Here is a 20,266-nt window from a genome sequence, read left to right as displayed (position 1 = left end):
CACCCAGGCTCTGCTGTCGCTTGCCCGTCGCCGGGTCGACGTGCTGTGGGCGATGCTGCGTGACAAGAGGCTGTTCACCTCCGCCCCGCCGCTCACGCAGACGGCTTGACACGATCATTGAGATTCCCTCCGTCATCGACCAGTCCGACAGTTCGATACGAGACGTATCGTCTCGCCTGAGTCACCCTCACAGGGTGCGGCGAGACGTTCCGTCTTGTCAACCTGATAAATTCGAGGCCATGGCCAGCAACCCCGCCCGTCCCGACGCCACCCGCCGCAGCGAGAGGTCCCGACGCGCGATCTACGACGCCGCCCTCGCCCTCGTCGCCGAGGTCGGCTACCCGAAGACGACCATCGAGGGCATCGCCGCCCGCGCCGGGGTCGGCAAACAGACGATCTACCGCTGGTGGCCGTCGAAGGCGGACGTCCTGCTGGAGGCCTTCCTCGACCTCGGCGAGCAGGCCGCCCGCCAGGCCGACCCCGGCGCCGACCCCGCCGCCGGGTACGCCATCCCCGACACCGGCGACCTCGCCGCCGACCTCAAGGCCGTCCTGCGCGCCACCGTCGACGAACTCCTCGATCCGAAGTTCGAGGCCCCCTCCCGGGCGCTGGCCGCCGAGGGCCTGGTGAACGAACAGCTCGGCCGGGTCTTCGTCGCCAAGCTCCTCGAACCGCAGCTCCAGCTCTACGTCCAGCGGCTGCGCGCCGCCCAGGACGCGGGCCAGGTCCGCCGGGACGTCGACCCGCGCATCGCCCTGGAACTCTTCGTCTCCCCGCTCGCCCAGCGCTGGCTCCAGCACACCGGACCGATCTCCTACGAGTACACCGACACCCTCGTCGACTACGCCCTCGGCGGCATCGCACCCCACTGAGCACCCCGCTGACCACGGCCTCCGGCGGCATATTCCCGGTGTGGGGTATCTCTCGTACCCCCGTTCCCGGTTGGGGACCCGGGCACCCCAGGGCGCAGGATGGTGGGACCATAGGGCATCCTGACCGCACGACGGCGAGGCGAGGGGATAGATGAGCGCGGAGTACGGCGGCCGCACCGGCCGGCAGGGCAGACTCTCCCAGTGGCTGCGCGGACGCCGGCCGAAGGAGGCCGCCGACGACGGCGGCCGGGAGGCCCTGCTGCTCGCCGCCGCCGCCGCGGGACTGCCGCTGGCGCCCGCCGCGCACCCCGCCCCCGGCTACCGCTGCTCCTGCGACCGGGTCGGCTGTCCCACCCCCGCCCGGCACCCGGTGTCGTTCGCCTGGCAGACCCAGTCCACCACCGACCGCGGCCAGATCGAGCGCTGGGCCCGGCACCAGCCGGACGCCAACTTCATCACCGCGACCGGCATGGTCCACGACGTCCTCGACGTCCCCCTGGAGGCCGGGCGCGAGGCGCTGGAGCGGCTGCTCGCCGACGGGATCGAGGTCGGCCCGGTCGCCGAGACCGGCGACGGCCGCATGCTCTTCTTCACCCTCACCCGCGGCACCCCCGAGGACGAGGACGAGTGGTGGCCCTGCGAGCTGGACTGCCACCCCGAGACCATGGACGAGCACCCCGGCCTGCGCTGGCACTGCCGCGGCTCCTACGTCCTCGTCCCCCCGTCCCGGCTGCCCGGCGAGGGCCTGGACGTGCACTGGGTGCACGGCCCCGAGCAGGCCCTGCCCGATCCGCTGAGCCTGCTGGAGCACCTCACCGACGCCTGCGCCCGGCACCACGTCGGCCAGGACAGCGACCACCAGAGCGGCGGCGCCTGGCCCCTGCGCCACTGAGCCGACCGCGGGGCAGCGGCCCTGCCCGCCCTACTCGCCCTGCGCCGCCGTCAGCCCCTGAATCCGCCCCAGCACCCGCACCCGCTGCTCGCCCGAGCCCCGCGCCGGGTCGAGGACGAGTTGGTTCGACACGAACTCCATCGTCAGCGACTGCTTGATCTCGCCCTTGGTCAGCGCCAGCACGCTGTCGTTCGGCGCGGGCACGGAGGTGCCGGGCGCGGCCGTCTGCCGCTCGAAGTGGCGGGTGGCGAAGAAGACCGCCGCCCCGCCGTCCGCGGTGCGCAGCGCCACCGGCGCGTAGTCGCCGTTGGTCAGCGGCTCGTCGATGTACTGCGTCGCGAGGCCCGGCCGGGTGGCGTTCTTCTCCCGCTTGGCACGCCACTCGGTGGTGTGGGTGCCGGGCTCGAAGGTGTCTTCGCCGTCCTTGAGGTAGGTCGTGTACTCCTTGCTCAGTTCGTCCGGGGAGACGGCCAGCCCGTCGGAGCCGGCGGCCACCGGCTCGGCCCAGCCGTCCGCGTCCGTCCTGAACTCCGGCACCTTCCCGGCCGCGACCAGCGTCAGGAACGACACCTGCCACGGCTCGTCGAGCGAGTCCCGGGTGAACACCAGCAGCCAGCGCGCCGAACCGCCCTTGTTGCCCTCGGCGTCCGCGACGAACCAGCGGGGCCAGCCCGCCTTCTTCGGGATGGCGAACTCGGCGTCCGTCAGCTCCAGCGGGGTGTGCGACGGGTTCCCGCCCGGGTTGTTGGCGCGGCCGGCGGTGAGCCGGGCCTTGTCGATGTCGGCGAGGGCGCCGGTGACGTAGTCGGCGTCGAGGGAGCTGTCGTAGGCCTCGTCCGCCTTGTTGTACGCGGACGTGAACTGCCGCAGCGCCTGGGCGGCTTCGGCGCGGGTCGCCGCGGGGAGCACCTCGCGCTCCCCGTGCACCACCACGCACCCGCTCGCCGTCAACGACAAAGTGGTCACCGAGGCGGCTATCAGCGCGCTGCGGCGACGTCCGCGGACCCTGCTTCTGGGGCTCATCGGGCTCCCTCACCTTCCCCTTCCCGGAGCCGAACCCTACCGGGGCCGTCGGGGCGGGGTGTCACGAGTCCCGTCGTGGGGTCACCAGCACCGCGCCGGTGCGCGGATGCGGCAGCACCTCCACCGGCTGGTCGTAGACCTTCGACAACAGCCCCTCGGAGAACACCTCCTGGGGCGGGCCGTCCGCCGCGACCCGGCCCGCGTGCAGCACCGCGACCCGGTGGGCGTGGGCCGCGGCGAGCCCGAGGTCGTGCAGGACGACGACGACCGCGTCCCCGGCGCCCGCCCGCTCCCGGCACAACCGCAGCACCAGTTCCTGGTGCCGGAGGTCGAGCGCGGCGGTCGGTTCGTCGAGCAGGAGCAGCGGGGCGCGCTGGGCGAGCACCCGGGCCAGCGCCACCCGGGCGCGTTCGCCGCCGCTGAGCGCGGAGAACGGGCGTACGGCGAAGCCGGTGACCTCCGTCGCCGCCATCGCCGCGGCCACCGCCGCGTCGTCCTGCTCCTCCGCGTCGGTCCCGGCCCACGGGGCGCGGCCCATGCGGACGACGTCCGCCACGGTGAACGGGAACGACAGCGCCGCCGCCTGCGGCAACATCGCACGGCGCAGGGCGAGTTCGGGCGCGGACCAGTCCGACGCCGGGCGGCCGTGGAGCCGTACGACGCCCGCCGCGGGCGGGACATCGGCGGCCAGGGCGCTCAACAGGGTCGACTTCCCCGCCCCGTTGGGGCCGACCAGCGCCAGCACCTCGCCCGCGCGGGCGGCGATGTCGACGCCGTCGAGGACGGTGCGGGCGCTGAGGCGGACCCGGAGCGCGGACGCCTCGGCGAGGACGTCGCCGGGGACGGGCGCGGGCGGCGGCAGGGGCCGGCGGGTGCGGAACAGCGGCATCAGGCCCAGCCTCCCTGCTGGCGGCGGGTGCGGCGCAGCAGCCAGAAGAAGAACGGGCTGCCCACCAGGGCGGTGAGCACCCCGAGCGGCAGCTCGGCGGGCGCGGCGAGGGTGCGGGCCGCGAGGTCGGCGGCGAGCAGCACCACCGCGCCGCCCAGCGCGCTGCCGGGGACGAGGAAGCGGTGGCCGGGACCCGCCACCATCCGCAGCAGGTGCGGTACGACGAGACCGACGAAGCCGATCACCCCGGAGACGCTGACCGCGGCCGCCGTCAGCAGCGCCACGATCAGGATCAGCCTGATCCGCAGCCGTTCCACGTCGACGCCGAGGTGCCGTGCGGACCGGTCGCCGAGCGCGAGCAGGTCCAGGCGGCGCGCGTACAGCGGGGCGAGCCCGAGTCCGAGCGCCGCGCACGGCAGTACGGCGAGCACCTTGGGCCAGGTGGCCTGGGAGAGGGAGCCGAGCTGCCAGAAGGCGATCTGGTTCACGGCCGCGGTGTCGGCGAGGAAGATGAACAGCCCGACGAGCGCCCCGGCGAACGCGTTCACCGCGATCCCGGTGAGGATCAGCGTGACGACCTCCGTACGGCCGCCCGCCCGGGACATCGAGTAGACCAGCAGTACGGTGCCGAGTCCGGCCACGAACGCCAGCGCCGGGAGCGTCCAGTTGCCGAGGAAGTCCAGGCCCAGCGAGATCGCGGCGACCGCGCCGACCGCCGCGCCCAGGGAGACGCCGATGGTGCCGGGTTCGGCGAGCGGGTTGCCGAAAACGCCCTGCATGAGCGCGCCCGCGCAGCCGAGGGAGGCGCCGATGAGCACGGCGAGGACGATGCGCGGGAAGCGGACGTTCCACAGCACCGACTCGGCCACCCGGTCCAGTTCGCCGCCGCCGAGGTGGGCCCGGTGCAGCACGGAGGCGATGACGTCACCGGCGGGGACCGGGTAGGCGCCGGTGCTCCCGGCGACGGGCACGAGCACGAGCAGGGCGGTCAGCAGGGCGGCGGTGAGCAGCCAGGCGGTGCCTCGGCGTCTCCGGCGCGGGGCGGGGTCGGTCGCGGCCCGCGGGGGCGCCTTGTCGAGCACCGTCATGCGCCACCGCCCGGTGCGTGGAGCTGGTCGACGAACGACTCCAGGACCTGGTCGGTGCGCGGGCCGTAGGTGAGCAGCACGCCGTCCTCGATGGAGGCGACCCTGCGGTCCATGCCCGCCGGGGTCTGGGCGATGCCCGGGATCTCCGCCAGGCCGTCGATGCCGCCGACCGACTCGAGGCCCTTGCTCATGACGAGGATCGCGTCCGGCGCGGCCTTCACCAGGGCCTCGCTGGTGAGGGCGGTGAAGTCCTTGGTCAGGCCCGACTCGACCCCGGCGTCCACGGCCCCGGCCGCCTCGATGAGCGAGGTGGCGCCGGAGTCCCTGCCGCCGATCAGGTAGACGGAGGCGGAGCCGCGCAGGTAGAGGAAGGCGACGCGGGGCTTCGGGTCCTCGGCGGGGACCCGCTCGCGTACGGCGGTGATGCGCCGCTCGGAGCGTTCCGTGAGCCGTTCTCCGGCGGACGGCACGCCGAGGGCCGCCGCGACGGACCGGATGCGGGGGCCCACGTCGTCGAGGCCGTGCGCCGGGGCGACCACGAGGACCGGGACCCCGGCGTCGCGGATCTGCCGCATCGCCTCGGCCGGGCCGGTCGTCTCCTCGGCGAGGACGAGGTCCGGGCGCAGCGACAGCACGCTCTCGGCGGAGACGTCGTGGGCGCGGGTGACCAGGGGCAGGTCCGCCGCCTGCGCGAAGGTGGTGGAGATGTCACGGGCGACGACGCGGTCGCCGAGGCCGAGGCTGAAGACGATCTCGCTGAGGCCGCCGGAGAGGGGGACCACGCGGTCGGCCCGGCGGACCGTCACCTTCCTGCCGTCTGAGGACGTGGTGGTGGCGGGGAGGGCGGGGGCCGCGGGGTTCTCCAGGGGCTCCACCCGGTTGACGGTCGACGGGGGCGGGCCGCCCTCGCCGCCGCTCCCTCCCGTGTCGGTGGCGGCCGTGGTGCAGGCCGCCGTCGCCGTCAGGGCAAAAACCGCCAGCAGGGCGCCGATCAGTCGTGTGCGTGTGCCTCGCACGGTCGTCCCGTCCTCTCCGCAGCGGGCGTGATCCGGACCTTCCGGAATCCCCCGATGGAACTTAGGTTAGCCTTACCTTGCCAGCTGGGCTCCTTGGGGGCGGCGCTGGTTCCCCGCGCCCTGTTGGAGGTCTCCCGTGTCCCCACCCCCGCCACCACGCCGGTACGGCGCCCTCGTCGCGCTCTGTCTCGCCGTCCTCGGGGCCCTGCTCCCGGCGGGCCCCGCACAGGCCGCGAGCGGTACCGTGCAGGGCGGGCGGCTGGACTGGGGCATCAAGTCCTCCTTCCAGAGCTATGTCACCGGCCCCGTCGCGCAGGGCAGTTACTCCCTCACCGGCGGCGCGGCCACCGTGGGCCAGAACCAGTTCCGCTTCCACTCGGCCCGCGGCACGTACGACGCCGGCACCGGCGCGTTTACCGCCGCCTTCTCCGGAGGCGTCCACTTCCTCGGGCACCGGGAGGGCGACGGCGGCCACCAGCTCGACCTGACGATCAGCAACCCCAGCGTCCGGCTCGCCGGGAACGGCGGGACCCTGTACGTCGACATCGTCAGCAAGGCGCGCGGCAGCGGGGTCGTCACCTCGTCCTCACAGGTCCCGTTCGCCACGCTCTCGCTCGGCGGTGTCGACCTGAGGGGCGGCGGGACCGGCGTCGTCCTCAACAACCTCCCCGCCACCCTCACCGCGCAGGGCGCCCGGTCCTTCGCGGGGTACTACACCGCCGGGACCGCGCTGGACCCGGTGAGCCTCTCCGCGGACATCGTCGCGGCCACCACCGCCGCACCCACCCCCACCAGCGCCTCACCCACCCCGTCGAAGTCCACCGGGACCAAGCCAACCGCCGTTCCCGGCAAGGCCGTCGAGGACGGGGTCGTCGACTGGGGTGTACGGCGCACCTTCCGGGAGTACGTCACCGGTGACATCGCCCGCGGCAGGTGGGCCCTGTCCGGCGGTGCCGAGGACGGCGGCGCGCTGTTCCGCTTCCCCGGTGGCCGGGGCACGTACGACGACGGTGAACTGCGGGCCGCCTTCGAGGGTGCCGTGCGCTTCACCGGTGAGCACGGCCTCGATCTCCGGTTGAGCCGGGTCCGTGCCGTGGTCGAGGACGGCGAGGGCACGCTCTACGCCGACGTCGCCGGTGCGGAGTTCAGCGGGACGAGGGTGCCGTTGGTCACCTTCGCCGCCGACGAACTGGCACTGGAGGACGGGCTCGTCGCCGTGAGCGAGGCGCCCGCGACGCTCACCGGGAAGGGGGCGCGGGCCTTCGGGGGGATGTACCGGGCCGGTACCGCCATGGACCCCGTGTCGGTCGCCGTCGCCGTGGCCGAGGACGCGGAGCTGCCCGCCCTGCCGGACCTCGGCAGTTCAGCCACGCCCGAGCCCGAGCCGACGCCGTCCGCCTCCGCCCAGCCCGTGGCCGGCGCGTCGGGTGGCGACGGAGTGTCCCCGTCCCTGGTGGCGGGGCTCGGAGCGGGTGGCGTGCTGCTCGTCGCCGCGGTGGGCGCGTTCGTCCTGCGCCAACGGCGGCGTGCCGCGGCGCACGGCACCACCGAAGACAACTGACCTGATCACAAGGAGACATCCGACCATGCCGACCAGATCCCGTCGCCGTACCACCGTCCTCGCCGCCGCCGTGGCGACCGCCGCCGCGCTGGGGGTCGGCGGCGTCGGCGTCCTGGGTGCCACGAGCGCCTATGCGGCCGAAGTGCCGCTCACCGGTTACGAGTTGACCTGGGGCATCAAGCAGTCGTACCGGACCTATGTGGCCACCTTCGCCGCCGGTACCTTCACCGCCGAGGGCGGGGCCTCGCAGGCCGAGGGGAACGGGGCGTTCACCTTCGTCAACGGCACGGGGAGCTACGACTCCACGTCGCACGCCGTCTCGCTGGGGTTCGAGGGCGCTCTGCACATCGAGTCCAAGGCGCACGGGTTCGCCGTCTCCCTGTCCGACGTGTGGTTCGACAGCGGCAGCGCCGAGATCACCGCCGATGTCACCAGGGACGGCACGACCAGTGAGGACGTGCCGCTGGCCGAGGTCACCGTGACCCGGGCCATGACCGACATGGCGACGACGCTGACCGCTGAGGCGGCGGAGGTCTTCGGCAGCGCGAGCTACGCCGGGGCGGCGGGGGACCCGCTGACCGTCGTGCGGAAGCAGTCGCCGACGCCCAGCGCGAGCGAGTCGGAGCCGGAGTCCGCGACGCCTTCGGGGACGCCCTCCGGGACCGCGAGTGAGACGGTGAGCCAGTCGCCGTCGCCCTCCGCGTCGCCGTCCGGCACCGGGTCCGTGTCGCCGTCGGCCACCGCCACGTCGTCTCCCTCCGCGTCGCCGTCCGTCAGCGCCACCACCAAGGCTCCCGCCGAGGACGGCATCGTCGACGGGAAGCTCGTCTGGGGCGTCAAGGAGTCCTTCCGCGCGTATGTCGTCGACGGGGTGGCGCGCGGGGAGATCTCGGTCTCCGGGGGCGCCTCGCAGGCCTCGGACAACGGGGTGTTCACGTTCGTCGACGCCACCGGCACCTTCGACGGGGAGAAGCTCTCGGCCGTCTTCGAGGGGGCCGTGAACTTCAGGGGGCACCAGCAGGGCGGGACGTACGGGCTCGACCTGACGCTCAGTGACCTGAAGGTCGCCTTCGACGGGGAGGGCGGGGAACTCGTCGCCGACGTCACCAGCCTGGGGGAGGAGTCGCCGGACGTCGTCCTCGCCGAGCTGACCGCCGACGCGGCTGGCCTCACCGCCGAGGACGACGTCGTCACCCTGGACGACGTCACCGCCGAGCTGACCGAGGCCGGGGCCGAGGCCTTCGGCGGCTTCTACCCGGCCGGGACCGCACTGGACCCCGTCGACCTGTCCGTGGCACTGAGTGCCGACGCCCAGCTGCCTGACGGTGGTTCGTCCTCCGGCGGCGGCACGGGCACCGGTGGCGGTACGGGCACCGGGTCCACCACCACGGGCGGTGTCACCGGCTCCACGGTGACCGGTGGGCTCGCCGCCACCGGGGCGGGCGTTCCGGTGGCGGGGCTCGGTACCGCCGCCGCGGTGGCGGTCGTGGGCGGTGCGGGGGTCGTACTGGCGGTCCGCCGCAGGCGCAGCGAGGCGTGACGGGACAGTCCGCGACGGGCCCCTTCCGCCGACCGGCGGAAGGGGCCCGTCCGTGATGCTTGAATGCCGCCGTGACTGACTATGACGTGCTGCGCGTCTTCTGCGCGCCCAACGGCGGATACGGCAAGGAACTCGGTGTCGTCCGGGAGGGCGCGCGCATCCCCGAGGCGGCGGACCGGGCGGCGCTGGCGGCGAAGCTGGGCTTCAGCGAGACGGTGTTCGTCGACGATCCGGAGCGGGGCGTCATCGACATCTGGACGCCGAGCGTGCGGCTGCCCTTCGCCGGTCATCCGTGCGTGGGCGCGGGCTGGCTGCTCGACGTGCCCGAGCTGGTGACGCCGGCCGGGGCGGTGGGGGTCCGGCTGGACGGGGAGTTCAGCTGGATCGAGGCACGGGCCGAGTGGGTGCCGCCGCGCAGCCTGCGGCAGTACGCGACCGCCCGGGAGGTGGAGGACCTGGCGGTGCCGCCCCCGGGGGAGTGGATCTACGCCTGGGCCTGGGAGGACGAGGCCGCCGGGCGGGTCCGGGCGCGGGCCTTCCCGGGGCGCGGGGACGGGGTGGAGGAGGACGAGGCGACGGGGGCCGCCGCCCTGTTGCTGACCGAATCACTGGGCCGGGCGCTGAACATCACCCAGGGGACGGGCTCGCAGATCCTGACCGCGCCGCAGCCCTACGGGTGGGTCGAGATCGGCGGTCGGGTCCGGCTGGAGCGCTGAGCGGGCGTCCGTACGGGTGGAACCGCGTGTGCGGTGAGGGACGAGCGGGGACCTCTGGGCGTGACCGACCCGCACCACGAGAGGTGTCTCATGCGTATTCGTTCTGTTCTCGCCGCCGCCGCCCTGACCGTCGCCGTGACCGCCGGGGGCGCGGCCTCGGCCTTCGCCGGTGACGACAGGGGGCACCACTTCCCGTTCAACGGGGGGCACTCGTGCAGCCCGTACTTCGGGGAGATCGAGATGGAGACCGCCGAGGTGAGGTGGGGCGGGGCCCGCTGCGACGGCGATCACTGAGCAGGGCGGCGTTCAACCCCCTGGCGCACCCGGTGCGCCAGGGGGGTTCGCTTTGTTACGCCGACAGGGGGAACTCCTCGCCGAGGGAGCGGAAGACCGCGGTGTTGAGCGCGAAGGCCCTCTTGCACTCACTGACGATGCGCTGCTTCTCCAGGTCGTCGGCGTCGACGGTGTCCAGGAGGTGGCGGTAGTCGCGCTTGAAGGCGGCCGGGTTGCCGATCCCGTCGAAGACGTAGAAGCGGACGCCCTTGCCCTTCCTGTCGAAGCCCCAGGTCTTCTCCGCCTTGTCGCGGATGATCTGGCCGCCGGAGAGGTCGCCGAGGTAGCGGGTGTAGTGGTGGGCCAGGTATCCGGCGGGCCACCGGTCGGCGCACTCGCGCACCCGGGCCGCGTACGCCTCGGTGGCGGGGAGGGCGGAGAGGGTGGCGCGCCAGCCCGGGCCGCGCAGGTGTTCCAGGTCCTGGGCGAGGGCGGGCAGCCGGAGCAGCGCGGGGTTGATGAAGGGGCCCGCCACCGGGTCCGCGGCCAGCCGGTCCGCGGGGGTCTCCAGTGCCTCGTAGACGAACCAGAGCTGCTCGGTGTAGCGCGCGTACGCCGCCACGCCCAGCCTGCCGCCGAGCAGGTCGCTCATGAACGTCGAGGTCTCCGCCTCGACATGGGCTTCGTGGGACGCGGTGCGGATCAGCGTCGAGAAGGAGTCCATACGCCTATCCTCTGAGGTTAGGCTTACCTAAGTCAATAGGTTTGCCGACAGGCTGTCGGTAAAAGGCTACAAGAAAAGACCCGTTCCGGCCGGGGAACGGGTCGGTTCCGGGATTCTGGGTCAGGGCAGCGTGAGGATCTCCGCACCCGTGTCCGTGACCACCAGGGTGTGCTCGAACTGGGCCGTCCGCCGACGGTCCTTGGTCACCACCGTCCAGCCGTCGTCCCACATGTCGTACTCATGGGTGCCCAGGGTCAGCATCGGCTCGATCGTGAACGTCATGCCGGGCTGCATCACCGTGGTCGCGTGCGGGCTGTCGTAGTGCGGGATGATCAGGCCCGAGTGGAACGACGAGTTGATGCCGTGGCCGGTGAAGTCACGGACCACGCCGTAGCCGAAGCGCTTGGCGTACGACTCGATCACACGGCCGATCACATTGACCTGGCGGCCCGGCTTGACCGCCTTGATCGCGCGGTTGAGGGACTCCCGGGTCCGCTCGACCAGGAGGCGGCTCTCCTCGTCGACCTCGCCGACGAGGTAGGTGGCGTTGTTGTCGCCGTGCACCCCGCCGATGTACGCCGTCACGTCGAGGTTGACGATGTCGCCGTCGCGCAGCACCGTGGAGTCCGGGATGCCGTGGCAGATCACCTCGTTGACGCTGGTGCACAGCGACTTGGGGAAGCCGCGGTAGCCGAGGGTCGACGGGTAGGCGCCGTGGTCGCACATGTACTCGTGCGCCACCTCGTCCAGTTCGTCGGTGGTGACGCCGGGGGCGATCAGCTTGGCCGCCTCCGCCATCGCCCGCGCGGCGATCCGGCCCGCGTGCCGCATGGCCTCCACGGTCTCCGGGGTCTGCACCTCCGGGCCCGTGTACGGGGTGGGGGCGGGCTTGCCCACGTACTCGGGTCGGCGGATGTTTCCGGGCACGGAACGGGTGGGGGACAGTTCCCCTGGTACGAGCAGCGACTGGCCAGACATGCCAGCGAGTCTAACCAGCGGCCGTGGGGGAACATGTCGGTGGCGAGAGGAGCAGGTCATGGCCTTGTTCAAGAAGCGCACGGTCGGCAAGCCGGGCGAGTGGTACTACTGCCTGGAGCACCAGAAGGTCGAGGAAGGGCCGGAGTGCCCGGCCAAGGACCGGTTCGGGCCGTACCCGAGCCGCAAGGAGGCCGAGCACGCGATGCAGACCGCGCGGGAACGCAACCTGGAGTGGGAGAACGACCCGCGCTGGCACGACGCCCCGGCCCCCGGCGACGACTGATCAGGCGGCCTGGGACGGGGTGGCCTCGGCCGCGCGCCGGTCGCGCAGCCGGATCGCGTGCTCGTTGGTGCGTACGTCATAGGTCATCAGTTTGGGGAGGCACAGGGCCAGCAGGCCGACCGCCGCCGCGCACAGCACGCCGCCCGACCAGACGGAGGCGCGCACCCCGGCCCAGGCCGCCATGGAACCCGCGCGGACCTGGCCCAGCTGCGGGCCCACCGAGTACGACAGCAGCTCGATCCCGGCGAGACGGCCCCGCAGCTCGTCGGGGATCGTCTGGTTCCACATCGCGCTGCGGAAGACACCGCTGACCATGTCGCAGCCGCCCGCCAGGGCGAGGCAGAGCAGCACCAGCCAGACGTTGGGCGCGATCCCGGCGGCGGCTATCGCCAGCCCCCACAGGGCCGCCGCCAGCACCACCATCCGGCCGTGCCGGTGGACGCGGGAGGTCCAGCCGCTGGTCACGCTGACCAGCAGGGCGCCCGCCGGGATCGCCGCGTACATCAGCCCCAGCGACCACTCGGCGTCCAACTCGTCGGCGAGGAACGGCAGTACGGCCAGCGGCATCGCCAGGAACATCGCGGCCAGGTCGATGGTGTAGGTGCCGAGGAGTTCCTTGCGGCGCCAGGCGTAGGCGGCGCCCTCGGTGATGGCGCGCAGGGACGGCTTGGCGGCCTCGTGCGAGGCGGGGGCGGACGCGAGGCCCAGCACCAGCACGACGGAGACGGCGAACGTCGCCAGGTCCACCGCGTAGGCCCAGCCGAGGCCCGCGAACGCGACCACCACGCCCGCCAGCGCCGGGCCCGCGATGCCGCCGACCTGCCAGCGCAGCGCGTTGAGCGCGGCGGCGGCCGGGAGGTGCTCGTGGCGCACGATCCGGGGCATCAGCGAGTCCAGGGCGGGCCGCTGGACCGACACCAGCGCGGAGCTGAGCGCGGCGACCACGTACAGCGGCCAGACGGCGGGGTCCGGCAGCAGCGCGTTGCACAGCAGCACCGCAGCGAGCAGGCCGAGCCCGGCCTCCGTCCACAGGATCAGGCGGCGCTTGTCCGTGGCGTCCGCGAGCGCGCCGCCGTAGAGACCGAAGACCACCAGCGGGACGAGTTCCACGGCGCCGATCGCGCCCACCGCCGCCGCCGACCCAGTCTCCTCCTTGATCTGCACCGGCAGCGCCACGAACGTCAGGAAGCTGCCGAAGTTGGTGATGAGTCCCGACACCCACAGCCGCCGGAAGTCACGGGAGGCCCGCCAGGGGGCCAGGTCGGGCAGGAGGGCGCGCAGGCCGGAGGGGGCCGGGGGAGGGGCGTCGGTCACGAAGAGTAATGGTCGGCCGGAAGGCTTGCCCGGGGCAACGGATTTTGGCGGTGGCGCGTGTCACCACCGCCTCACCGGCCCCGCGCCCGCCCCCGTCTCACCAGCGCGGCGGTGGCGGGGCCGTGAGCTGGTCCGCGAGACGGGCGAGCCGGTCGCGCAGCCGGCGGGGTGCCGCCGGGTGGGGCTGCGGATTCTCGCCCGCCGCCGCGCTGACCAGGTGCTGCACGGTGTCCAGGTCCAGCTCCGCGCCCTCGTGGACGGGCAGCGCCTCATGGGCCATCGCCGACAGGTCCCGGTCCGCCGCGCCGAGGGCGAGGACCGTCGCGCCGGACCGTCGGGCGTCGTGGACCCGCTCCAGCAGGGCGTCGCCGGGCTCCCGGTCCGCCACCACCAGCAGGGTCTCGCCCCGCCGCGCCGCCTCGATACGGCCCAGACCCACCGCCAGGTGCGCGGGGTCCGTGGGGCGCGCGGCGTGCCGTACCAGGGTGGGGGCCAGCTCCGGCGTGCCGGACCAGGCCGCCTCGTCCACCAGGTGCGCGGCCAGGTGCCAGGGCTCGTAGTGCGGGGTGCCCACCAGGAGGAGCCCGCCGCCGTGCGACACCACCGACCCGCGCAGCGCCCCCGCGAATCTCCGGGTGGCCCCCAGCCACTCGGTTCCGGCGAGCACATCCCGCAGCAGTGCGACTCGTACGGCGTCCATGCGGCCACATCCTGCCGTAACGGGACACACTTGACCCCGGGTTCACCCCGAATTCGCCCAGGACGGGCAGTCGTCCGGGACCGCCGTACCGCCGTCGTCGCCCCGAGGAGCCGCGCATGCCGCAAACCACCGCCGCCACCGTCCCGTTCAGCGCCGGGAGCGAGGGATACGCCAGCTACCGCATCCCGGCCGTGGTCGCCACCGCCTCCGGGGTGCTGCTCGCCTTCTGCGAGGGGCGGGCGGAGTCGGCGCGGGACTGGGGACGCATCGACGTGGTGATGAAACGGTCCGCGGACGGGGGCCGTACCTGGGGGCCGTTGCGGGTCGTCGCCTCCAACGGCGCCGACCTGGCCGGGAACCCCGCGCCCGTCGCGCTGGACGACGGGCGGGTGCTGCTGGTCCACGTACGGTCCGCCGCCGCCGCGTCCGAGGAACTCATCGTGCACGGCAAGGTGTCACAGGCCGACGGACGCCGGGTGTGGGTGTCGCACAGCGACGACGAGGGACTGACCTGGTCCGGCCCCCGGGAGATCACCGAACAGGTCAAACGGCCCGACTGGCGGTGGTACGCCACCACCCCCGGCCACGGCATCCAGCTGCGCACCGGCCGCGTCGTCGTCCCCGGCAACCACACCCTGCCCCCGGAAGGCACCGACACCGGCGCCGAGCCCCGCTACAACAGCGGACACTGCCTGCTCAGCGACGACGGCGGCGAGAGCTGGTACCTCGGCTACCTGGACCAGAACACCGACGGGTACGTCAACTGCAACGAGACCACCGCCGCCGAACTCCCCGACGGACGGGTCTACTTCAACACCCGCAGCGACTCCCGCTCGCCCGGCAACCGCGCCGACGCCCACTCGGCGGACGGCGGGCGCACCCTGGTCAGGCCGTTCCGGCCGCAGGCCGGACTCACCGGACCGGTCTGCCAGGGCAGCGTCCTGCACCTCGGCGACCCCGACGTGCTGCTGTACTCCGGTCCCGCCGACCCCGCCTTCCGGGCGCTGATGACCGTCCGCGCCTCCATGGACGGCGGCACCACCTGGCGCTCCGCGCACCCGGTCGACGGGCTGCCCGCCGCCTACTCCGACCTGGTCCGGGCCGACGACGACACGGTCGGTCTGCTGTACGAGACGGGGGACTTCGGGGCGTACGAGCGGATCGTCTTCCGGCGCCTCCCCGTGACGCGGTTCACCTGATCCCGGGGCACGCGGCGGACGTAGAGTCGGCCCCATGACCTCTACCGACAGTGCTGCACAGAAGCCCGCGAAGGACCCCTGGGACCTGCCCGACGTCTCCGGTCTGGTCGTCGGTGTGCTCGGGGGGACCGGGCCGCAGGGCAAGGGCCTGGCCTACCGGCTCGCCAAGGCCGGACAGAAGGTGATCATCGGTTCGCGGGCCGCGGAGCGTGCGCGGGCCGCCGCCGACGAACTCGGGTACGGCGTCGAGGGCGCCGACAACGCCGAGTGCGCGCGCCGCAGCGACCTGGTGATCGTCGCCGTGCCGTGGGAGGGCCACGGCAAGACGCTGGAGTCACTGCGCGGGGAACTGGCGGGCAAGCTGGTCGTCGACTGCGTCAACCCGCTCGGCTTCGACAAGAAGGGCGCCTACGCGCTGAAGCCGGAGGAGGGCAGCGCCGCCGAACAGGCCGCCGCGCTGCTGCCGGACTCCCGGGTCGCCGCCGCCTTCCACCACCTGTCGGCGGTGCTGCTCCAGGACCCGGAGATCGACGAGATCGACACCGACGTGATGGTGCTGGGGGAGGAGCGGGCCGACGTGGAGCTGGTGCAGGCGCTCGCCGGACGCATCCCCGGCATGCGGGGCATCTTCGCCGGACGGCTGCGCAACGCCCACCAGGTGGAGTCGCTGGTCGCCAACCTGATCTCCGTGAACCGCCGCTACAAGGCGCACGCGGGGCTCCGCGTCACGGACGTATGACCCATGGGGGACACTGTTGGACGGCAGCCAGACAACTGAGCAGCAGTCCAGCAGTGTCCCCGACAGGAGCCCCCGCCATGCCTCGTCTCGCCCTCTACACCCTCGTCGTGTGCGTCCTCGCCACCGCCGCGGCCGTGCTGTCCTTCGTGCAGGGCAGCTGGCTGGGGGTCGTGTGGGTGCTGCTGGCGGGCCTGTCGTCGAACATGTGGTGGTACTACATGAAGCGCGGCAAGACCACCCGCAACGCGTCCGTCACGGACTGACCGAGCAGTACTCGTTGGTGCCCTGCCAGAACCGGTACAGCTCGAAGCCGCAGCGACTATCAAGGTCGTCGATGCCGAGCCCCCGCAGCACCGCGTCGACCAGGTCGAAGAACGCGCCGTTCAACGCCGGCAGCCACAGCAGCGCGAACACGAACAGCAGACCGAACGGCGCGAACGGCTCCACCTGCCGCCGGACGTTGTACGACAGCCAGGGCTCGACGACGCCGTAGCCGTCCAGGCCCGGCACCGGCAGGAAGTTCAGGATCGCCGCCGTGACCTGGAGCAGGGCGAGGAACGCCAGCGCGAACCGGAAGTCCCGCGGCACGCCGTCCAGGGCGTCCAGCCAGAACGGCGCCGTGCACACCACCGCGAACAGCACGTTCGTCAGCGGCCCCGCCGCCGAGATCAGACTGTGCTTCCACCGGCCCTGGATGCGTCCCCGCTCGATGAACACCGCCCCGCCGGGCAGACCGATCCCACCCATGATCACGAACAGCACCGGCAGCACGATGCTCAGCAGCGCGTGCGTGTACTTCAGCGGGTTCAGCGTCAGATAGCCCTTCGCCCCGATCGAGATGTCCCCGCTGTGCAGGGCGGTGCGCGCGTGCGCGTACTCGTGCAGGCACAGCGAGACGACCCAGGCCGCCGTCACGAAGAAGAAGACGGCCACCCCGGGCTGCTCGGCGAACCCGGTCCAGGTGGCCCACCCCGTGACCGCGGCGACGGCCAGGATGCCGAGGAAGACGGGACTGATCCGGCGGTCGCTCGGGCGGGCGGTGGCGGTGGTCATGGGGCTCCTGACGGGCGGGGACGGGGCGGGGTCGACCGTACCGGTCACGGGAGGAGAACGTGCTCCGGGGTGGCGCCGGTTCCACGCCAGGTTCATGCCCGCGTAAACCCCCACGCGGCGCGTCCCTCGGCGCAGGGACAATGGACCCCGTGCGCTATCGCATCCTCGGTACCACCCAGGCGTTCCGTTCCGACGGCAGTTCCGTCCCCGTCGGCGGGGCGCGGCTGCGCGCCCTGCTGACCGTGCTCGCCCTGCGGGCGGGGCGGGTCGTGCCCGTGGGGCTGCTGGTCGACGAGGTGTGGGACGGGGACCCGCCCGCCGACGCGCCCGGCGCCGTGCAGGCGCTGGTGGGGCGGCTGCGGCGGGCCCTCGGCGCGGACGCCGTGGCCTTGGCCGACAGCGGCTACCGGCTCACCGCCCGGCCCGACGACATCGACCTGCACCGGTTCGAGCGGCTCACCGAGGAGGGGCTGCGGGCCCTGGCCGACGGGGACGCCGTGAAGGCGGCCGGGGTGCTCGACGACGCCCTCGGGCTGTGGCAGGGCCCCGCCCTCGCCGACCTGCCCGACCGCGCCGCCGAGGCGGCCCGCTGCGAGGCCCGCCGCCTGGAGGCCCGGCGCGCCCGCCTCGCCGCCGCGCTCGCCCTCGGCCACGCCCGCCACGCGCTGCCCGAACTGACCGCGCTGTGCGACGCCCACCCGCTGGACGAACCCCTCCAGGCGCTGCGGCTGCGCGCCCTGCGGGCGACCGGACGTACGGCCGAGGCGCTCGCCGCCTACGAGGACGTACGGCTGCTGCTCGCCGACCGGCTCGGCTCCGACCCGGGACCCGGGCTGCGCGCCCTGCACGCGGAACTGCTGCGCCCCGAGGAGACCCCGCCGGTCCCCGCCGCCCACCGGCCGCCCGGCAACCTGCGGGCCCGGCTCACCTCCTTCGTCGGACGCGAGGGCGACATCGAGGCGATCCGCGGCGACCTCGCCACGGCCCGCCTCGTCACCCTGCTGGGACCCGGCGGCGCCGGGAAGACCCGGCTGTCCCAGGAGGCCGCCGAGACCGTACGGGACACCGCACCCGGCGGGGTGTGGCTGGCCGAGCTGGCCCCCGTCGACGACCCCGCCGCCGTACCGGAGGCCGTCCTGACCGCCGTGGGAGCGCGGGAGACCGTGCTCTACGGCGCCGGTGCCGAGGGCATGCGGGCCGTCGGCGGCGACCGGCACGACGACCCCGTGGAACGCCTCGTCGAACACTGCGGCAAACGGCGCATGCTGATCGTCCTCGACAACTGCGAACACGTCGTCGACGCCGCCGCCCGCCTCGTCGAGGAACTGCTCGTCCACTGCCCGCGGCTGACCGTGCTCGCCACCAGCCGCGAACCCCTCGGCGTCAACGGCGAGGTGCTGCGCCCGGTCGACCCCCTGCCCGAGCCGTACGCCCTCCGGCTGCTCGCCGACCGCGGCGCCGCCGCCCGCCCCGGCTTCCGCACCGACGACGACCCGGAGGCCTGCGCCGAGATCTGCCGCCGCCTCGACGGACTGCCCCTCGCCATCGAACTGGCCGCCGCCCGGCTGCGCATGCTGAGCCCCCGCCAGATCGCCGACCGCCTCGACGACCGCTTCCGCCTGCTCACCTCCGGCAGCCGCACCGTCCTGCCCCGCCAGCAGACCCTGCGCGCCGTCGTCGACTGGTCCTGGGACCTGCTGGACGCCACCGAACGCGACGTACTGGGCCGCCTGTCGGTGTTCGCGGGCGGCTGCGACCTCACCGCCGCCGAGGCCGTCTGCGGCCCCGCCGCCCTCGACGCGCTCGGCTCCCTCGTAGACAAGTCCCTGGTCGTCGCCGCCCCCGGCGACGACGACCGGATGCGCTACCGCCTCCTGGAGACCGTCGCCGAGTACGCGGCCGAACGCCTCGACGAGACCGGGGACCGCGCCGAGGCCGAACGCGCCCACCTCACGTACTACCGCGAACTCGCCCGCACCACCGACCCGTTGCTGCGCGGCCGGGACCAGAACACCGCCATCGCCACCCTTGAACGCGAGTACGAGAACCTGCGCACCGCCCTGCGGCAGGCCGTCGCCCGGCGCGACGAGCAGGAAGGGCTCTGCCTGGTGCTGTCGCTCGGCTGGTACTGGCAGATGCGCGACCTGCGCATCGAGGCCCGCAACTGGTGCGCCGAGGTCATGGCGCTCGGCCCCGACCCGTTCACCGAGCCGGTCCGCCGCGCCGAGCCGGTGCCTGAGCGCTGCACCGACCGGCCACCGCCGTGGACCGGCGAACTGCTCGCCGAGGCCCGGCGCGGCGCCCACCTGTGCCACATGGCCTGCATGGACACCGAGCTGGAGAGCTGGGACAACCCCGAGCGGCAGCGCAAGCTGCGCATCATCACCGAGGTCTACGAACCCGGCATGCCGCAGGTCTGCCGCTTCCCCGGCACGCTGTGGATGTACGCGGTGATGCTGAGCGGCCGGATGGACGAACTGGCCGGTGTCTGCGACGCCGCCGTCGCCGCCTGCCGCGCCACCCCCGGCCACGACTGGGACCTCGCGGGCAACCTCCAGATGCGCGCCAACATGCTCGTCCACCGCCCCGGATGGACCGGCGACGCGGCCCGCGACGCCGACGAGTCCCTCGCCATCTACCGGCGCCTCGGCGACCTGTGGGGCACCGCGGAGGCGCTGGCCGCCCGCGCCGAGACCGCTGAGCACCAGGGCCGGTTCGCCGACGCCGCCGCCGACTTCGAGGCGGCCATCGACATCGCCGGCCGGATCGGCGCCCGCGCCCAGCTCGCCGTCCTCACCGCCCGCCTCGGCAGCACCCTGCTGGAGGCCGGGCACGGCGAACGCGGCGAGCGGCTGCTGCGCGAGGTCCTCGACGACCCGGAGGGCGCCGCCCACGAGGCCCTCGCCTTCGCCCGGATCTTCCTCGCCGGATGGCTCAGCACCACCGGGCGGCTCACCGAGGCCCGCGGCCAGGTGCGGCTGCTGCGCACCCAGTTCGCCCTCGCCGACTTCGTGGTCTTCGACTCCTTCATCCTCGGCCTGGAGGCCTGGCTGGACATCCTGGACGAGCGCTATGAGGAGGCCCGCGGCAAGGCCCGGCGCGGACTGGCACTGGCCCACGAGCCACTGCCCCGCGCCATGGCACCCCAGCTCACCTCCGCCTACCTCGTCACCACCGCCCTGGTGCTGGCCGCGACCGGCGAGCCCGGGGCCGCGGCCCGCTGCCTGGGCGCCGCCGACGCGCTGCTGCCGCCCGGCCACCGCCTCTCCCTTCTGGAACGCACGGCCCGGGAACGCGCCGCCGGCCGGACGCGCGCCGCGCTGACCGAGGAGGAGTACACCAAGGCCTACGACGAGGGCGGCGCCCTCTCCCCCGAGGAGGCCGCCGCCCTCGTATGACCGCCCGC

The 20,266-nt window shown here is 73.6% G+C and carries 20 protein-coding genes; 11 read left to right on the top strand and 9 right to left on the bottom strand.

What is annotated here, in order from left to right:
- The first annotated feature begins 239 nt into the window (after positions 1-239).
- On the top strand, positions 240-872 hold the full coding sequence (locus KBY47_RS02325) for a TetR/AcrR family transcriptional regulator (protein ID WP_210919141.1): 633 nt from the start codon (positions 240-242) through the stop codon (positions 870-872).
- Positions 873-1,023: 151 nt separating this feature from the next.
- Positions 1,024-1,764, top strand: coding sequence for a bifunctional DNA primase/polymerase (locus tag KBY47_RS02320; RefSeq protein ID WP_210919140.1), 741 nt, complete (start codon positions 1,024-1,026; stop codon positions 1,762-1,764).
- A gap of 30 nt (positions 1,765-1,794) precedes the next feature.
- Here the strand turns inward: KBY47_RS02320 and KBY47_RS02315 are convergent, their stop codons facing one another.
- The 4 genes from KBY47_RS02315 to KBY47_RS02300 all read right to left on the bottom strand — a co-directional run bounded on the left by KBY47_RS02315 (position 1,795) and on the right by KBY47_RS02300 (position 5,780).
- Positions 1,795-2,787 (bottom strand): hypothetical protein, encoded by a 993-nt coding sequence (locus KBY47_RS02315; RefSeq protein WP_210919139.1) that lies wholly within the window; start codon positions 2,785-2,787, stop codon positions 1,795-1,797.
- A gap of 61 nt (positions 2,788-2,848) precedes the next feature.
- Positions 2,849-3,676 carry a heme ABC transporter ATP-binding protein gene (locus tag KBY47_RS02310; protein ID WP_210919138.1) on the bottom strand — a complete coding sequence of 276 codons (828 nt, stop codon included), beginning with the start codon at positions 3,674-3,676 and terminating at the stop codon, positions 2,849-2,851.
- The gene (locus tag KBY47_RS02305; protein ID WP_210919137.1) at positions 3,676-4,764 is read right to left on the bottom strand and encodes an iron ABC transporter permease; all 1,089 of its coding nucleotides are present in this window, start codon (positions 4,762-4,764) and stop codon (positions 3,676-3,678) included. Before KBY47_RS02305 ends, KBY47_RS02310 begins: the two co-directional genes overlap by 1 nt.
- Complete coding sequence (locus tag KBY47_RS02300) at positions 4,761-5,780, bottom strand: ABC transporter substrate-binding protein (protein WP_210919136.1); 1,020 nt, start codon at positions 5,778-5,780, stop codon at positions 4,761-4,763. Before KBY47_RS02300 ends, KBY47_RS02305 begins: the two co-directional genes overlap by 4 nt.
- A 136-nt stretch (positions 5,781-5,916) precedes the next feature.
- Here KBY47_RS02300 and KBY47_RS02295 point away from each other — a divergent pair, with 136 nt between their 5' ends.
- The 4 genes from KBY47_RS02295 to KBY47_RS02280 all read left to right on the top strand — a co-directional run bounded on the left by KBY47_RS02295 (position 5,917) and on the right by KBY47_RS02280 (position 9,891).
- Positions 5,917-7,341, top strand: coding sequence for an HtaA domain-containing protein (locus KBY47_RS02295; RefSeq protein ID WP_210919135.1), 1,425 nt, complete (start codon positions 5,917-5,919; stop codon positions 7,339-7,341).
- Positions 7,342-7,366: 25 nt separating this feature from the next.
- Positions 7,367-8,881 (top strand): HtaA domain-containing protein, encoded by a 1,515-nt coding sequence (locus tag KBY47_RS02290; protein ID WP_210919134.1) that lies wholly within the window; start codon positions 7,367-7,369, stop codon positions 8,879-8,881.
- A 71-nt stretch (positions 8,882-8,952) separates the two neighbouring features.
- The gene (locus tag KBY47_RS02285) at positions 8,953-9,597 is read left to right on the top strand and encodes a PhzF family phenazine biosynthesis protein (RefSeq protein ID WP_210919133.1); all 645 of its coding nucleotides are present in this window, start codon (positions 8,953-8,955) and stop codon (positions 9,595-9,597) included.
- Positions 9,598-9,687: 90 nt separating this feature from the next.
- A complete protein-coding gene (locus tag KBY47_RS02280; protein WP_210919132.1) occupies positions 9,688-9,891 on the top strand; it encodes a hypothetical protein in 204 nt (67 codons plus the stop codon).
- Positions 9,892-9,946: 55 nt separating this feature from the next.
- Here KBY47_RS02280 and KBY47_RS02275 read toward each other — a convergent pair whose 3' ends face one another.
- Both KBY47_RS02275 and map read right to left on the bottom strand, forming a co-directional pair.
- A complete protein-coding gene (locus KBY47_RS02275; protein WP_210919131.1) occupies positions 9,947-10,594 on the bottom strand; it encodes a heme oxygenase (biliverdin-producing) in 648 nt (215 codons plus the stop codon).
- Between the two features lie 120 nt (positions 10,595-10,714).
- Positions 10,715-11,572: a type I methionyl aminopeptidase gene (map, locus tag KBY47_RS02270; RefSeq protein ID WP_210919130.1), complete on the bottom strand. Its 858-nt coding sequence runs from the start codon at positions 11,570-11,572 to the stop codon at positions 10,715-10,717.
- Between the two features lie 58 nt (positions 11,573-11,630).
- Here map and KBY47_RS02265 point away from each other — a divergent pair, with 58 nt between their 5' ends.
- The gene (locus KBY47_RS02265; RefSeq protein ID WP_210919129.1) at positions 11,631-11,855 is read left to right on the top strand and encodes a hypothetical protein; all 225 of its coding nucleotides are present in this window, start codon (positions 11,631-11,633) and stop codon (positions 11,853-11,855) included.
- Here KBY47_RS02265 and KBY47_RS02260 read toward each other — a convergent pair whose 3' ends face one another.
- Together KBY47_RS02260 and KBY47_RS02255 are read right to left on the bottom strand one after the other, a co-directional pair.
- Complete coding sequence (locus KBY47_RS02260; protein ID WP_210919128.1) at positions 11,856-13,169, bottom strand: MFS transporter; 1,314 nt, start codon at positions 13,167-13,169, stop codon at positions 11,856-11,858. It lies immediately after the preceding gene.
- A gap of 97 nt (positions 13,170-13,266) precedes the next feature.
- Positions 13,267-13,869: a hypothetical protein gene (locus KBY47_RS02255; RefSeq protein WP_210919127.1), complete on the bottom strand. Its 603-nt coding sequence runs from the start codon at positions 13,867-13,869 to the stop codon at positions 13,267-13,269.
- Positions 13,870-13,985: 116 nt separating this feature from the next.
- On the opposite strand from KBY47_RS02255, the gene KBY47_RS02250 reads away from it, so the two are divergent.
- The 3 genes from KBY47_RS02250 to KBY47_RS02240 all read left to right on the top strand — a co-directional run bounded on the left by KBY47_RS02250 (position 13,986) and on the right by KBY47_RS02240 (position 16,070).
- Positions 13,986-15,068, top strand: coding sequence for an exo-alpha-sialidase (locus tag KBY47_RS02250; protein ID WP_210919126.1), 1,083 nt, complete (start codon positions 13,986-13,988; stop codon positions 15,066-15,068).
- 34 nt (positions 15,069-15,102) lie between these two features.
- Complete coding sequence (npdG, locus tag KBY47_RS02245) at positions 15,103-15,807, top strand: NADPH-dependent F420 reductase (RefSeq protein WP_210919125.1); 705 nt, start codon at positions 15,103-15,105, stop codon at positions 15,805-15,807.
- A gap of 77 nt (positions 15,808-15,884) precedes the next feature.
- Positions 15,885-16,070 (top strand): hypothetical protein, encoded by a 186-nt coding sequence (locus tag KBY47_RS02240; RefSeq protein ID WP_210919124.1) that lies wholly within the window; start codon positions 15,885-15,887, stop codon positions 16,068-16,070.
- Here the strand turns inward: KBY47_RS02240 and KBY47_RS02235 are convergent.
- A complete protein-coding gene (locus tag KBY47_RS02235) occupies positions 16,060-16,860 on the bottom strand; it encodes a site-2 protease family protein (RefSeq protein ID WP_210919123.1) in 801 nt (266 codons plus the stop codon). The two genes, KBY47_RS02240 and KBY47_RS02235, sit on opposite strands and share 11 nt — an antisense overlap.
- A gap of 140 nt (positions 16,861-17,000) precedes the next feature.
- Here KBY47_RS02235 and KBY47_RS02230 point away from each other — a divergent pair, with 140 nt between their 5' ends.
- Positions 17,001-20,258 carry a BTAD domain-containing putative transcriptional regulator gene (locus KBY47_RS02230; protein WP_210919122.1) on the top strand — a complete coding sequence of 1,086 codons (3,258 nt, stop codon included), beginning with the start codon at positions 17,001-17,003 and terminating at the stop codon, positions 20,256-20,258.
- Positions 20,259-20,266 lie beyond the last annotated feature (8 nt).

The organism is Streptomyces sp. B93 (assembly GCF_018070565.1).
Classification (GTDB): domain Bacteria; phylum Actinomycetota; class Actinomycetes; order Streptomycetales; family Streptomycetaceae; genus Streptomyces.
Note: the sequence above shows the minus strand (reverse complement) of the source record. Positions and strands in the feature narration are given on the sequence as shown.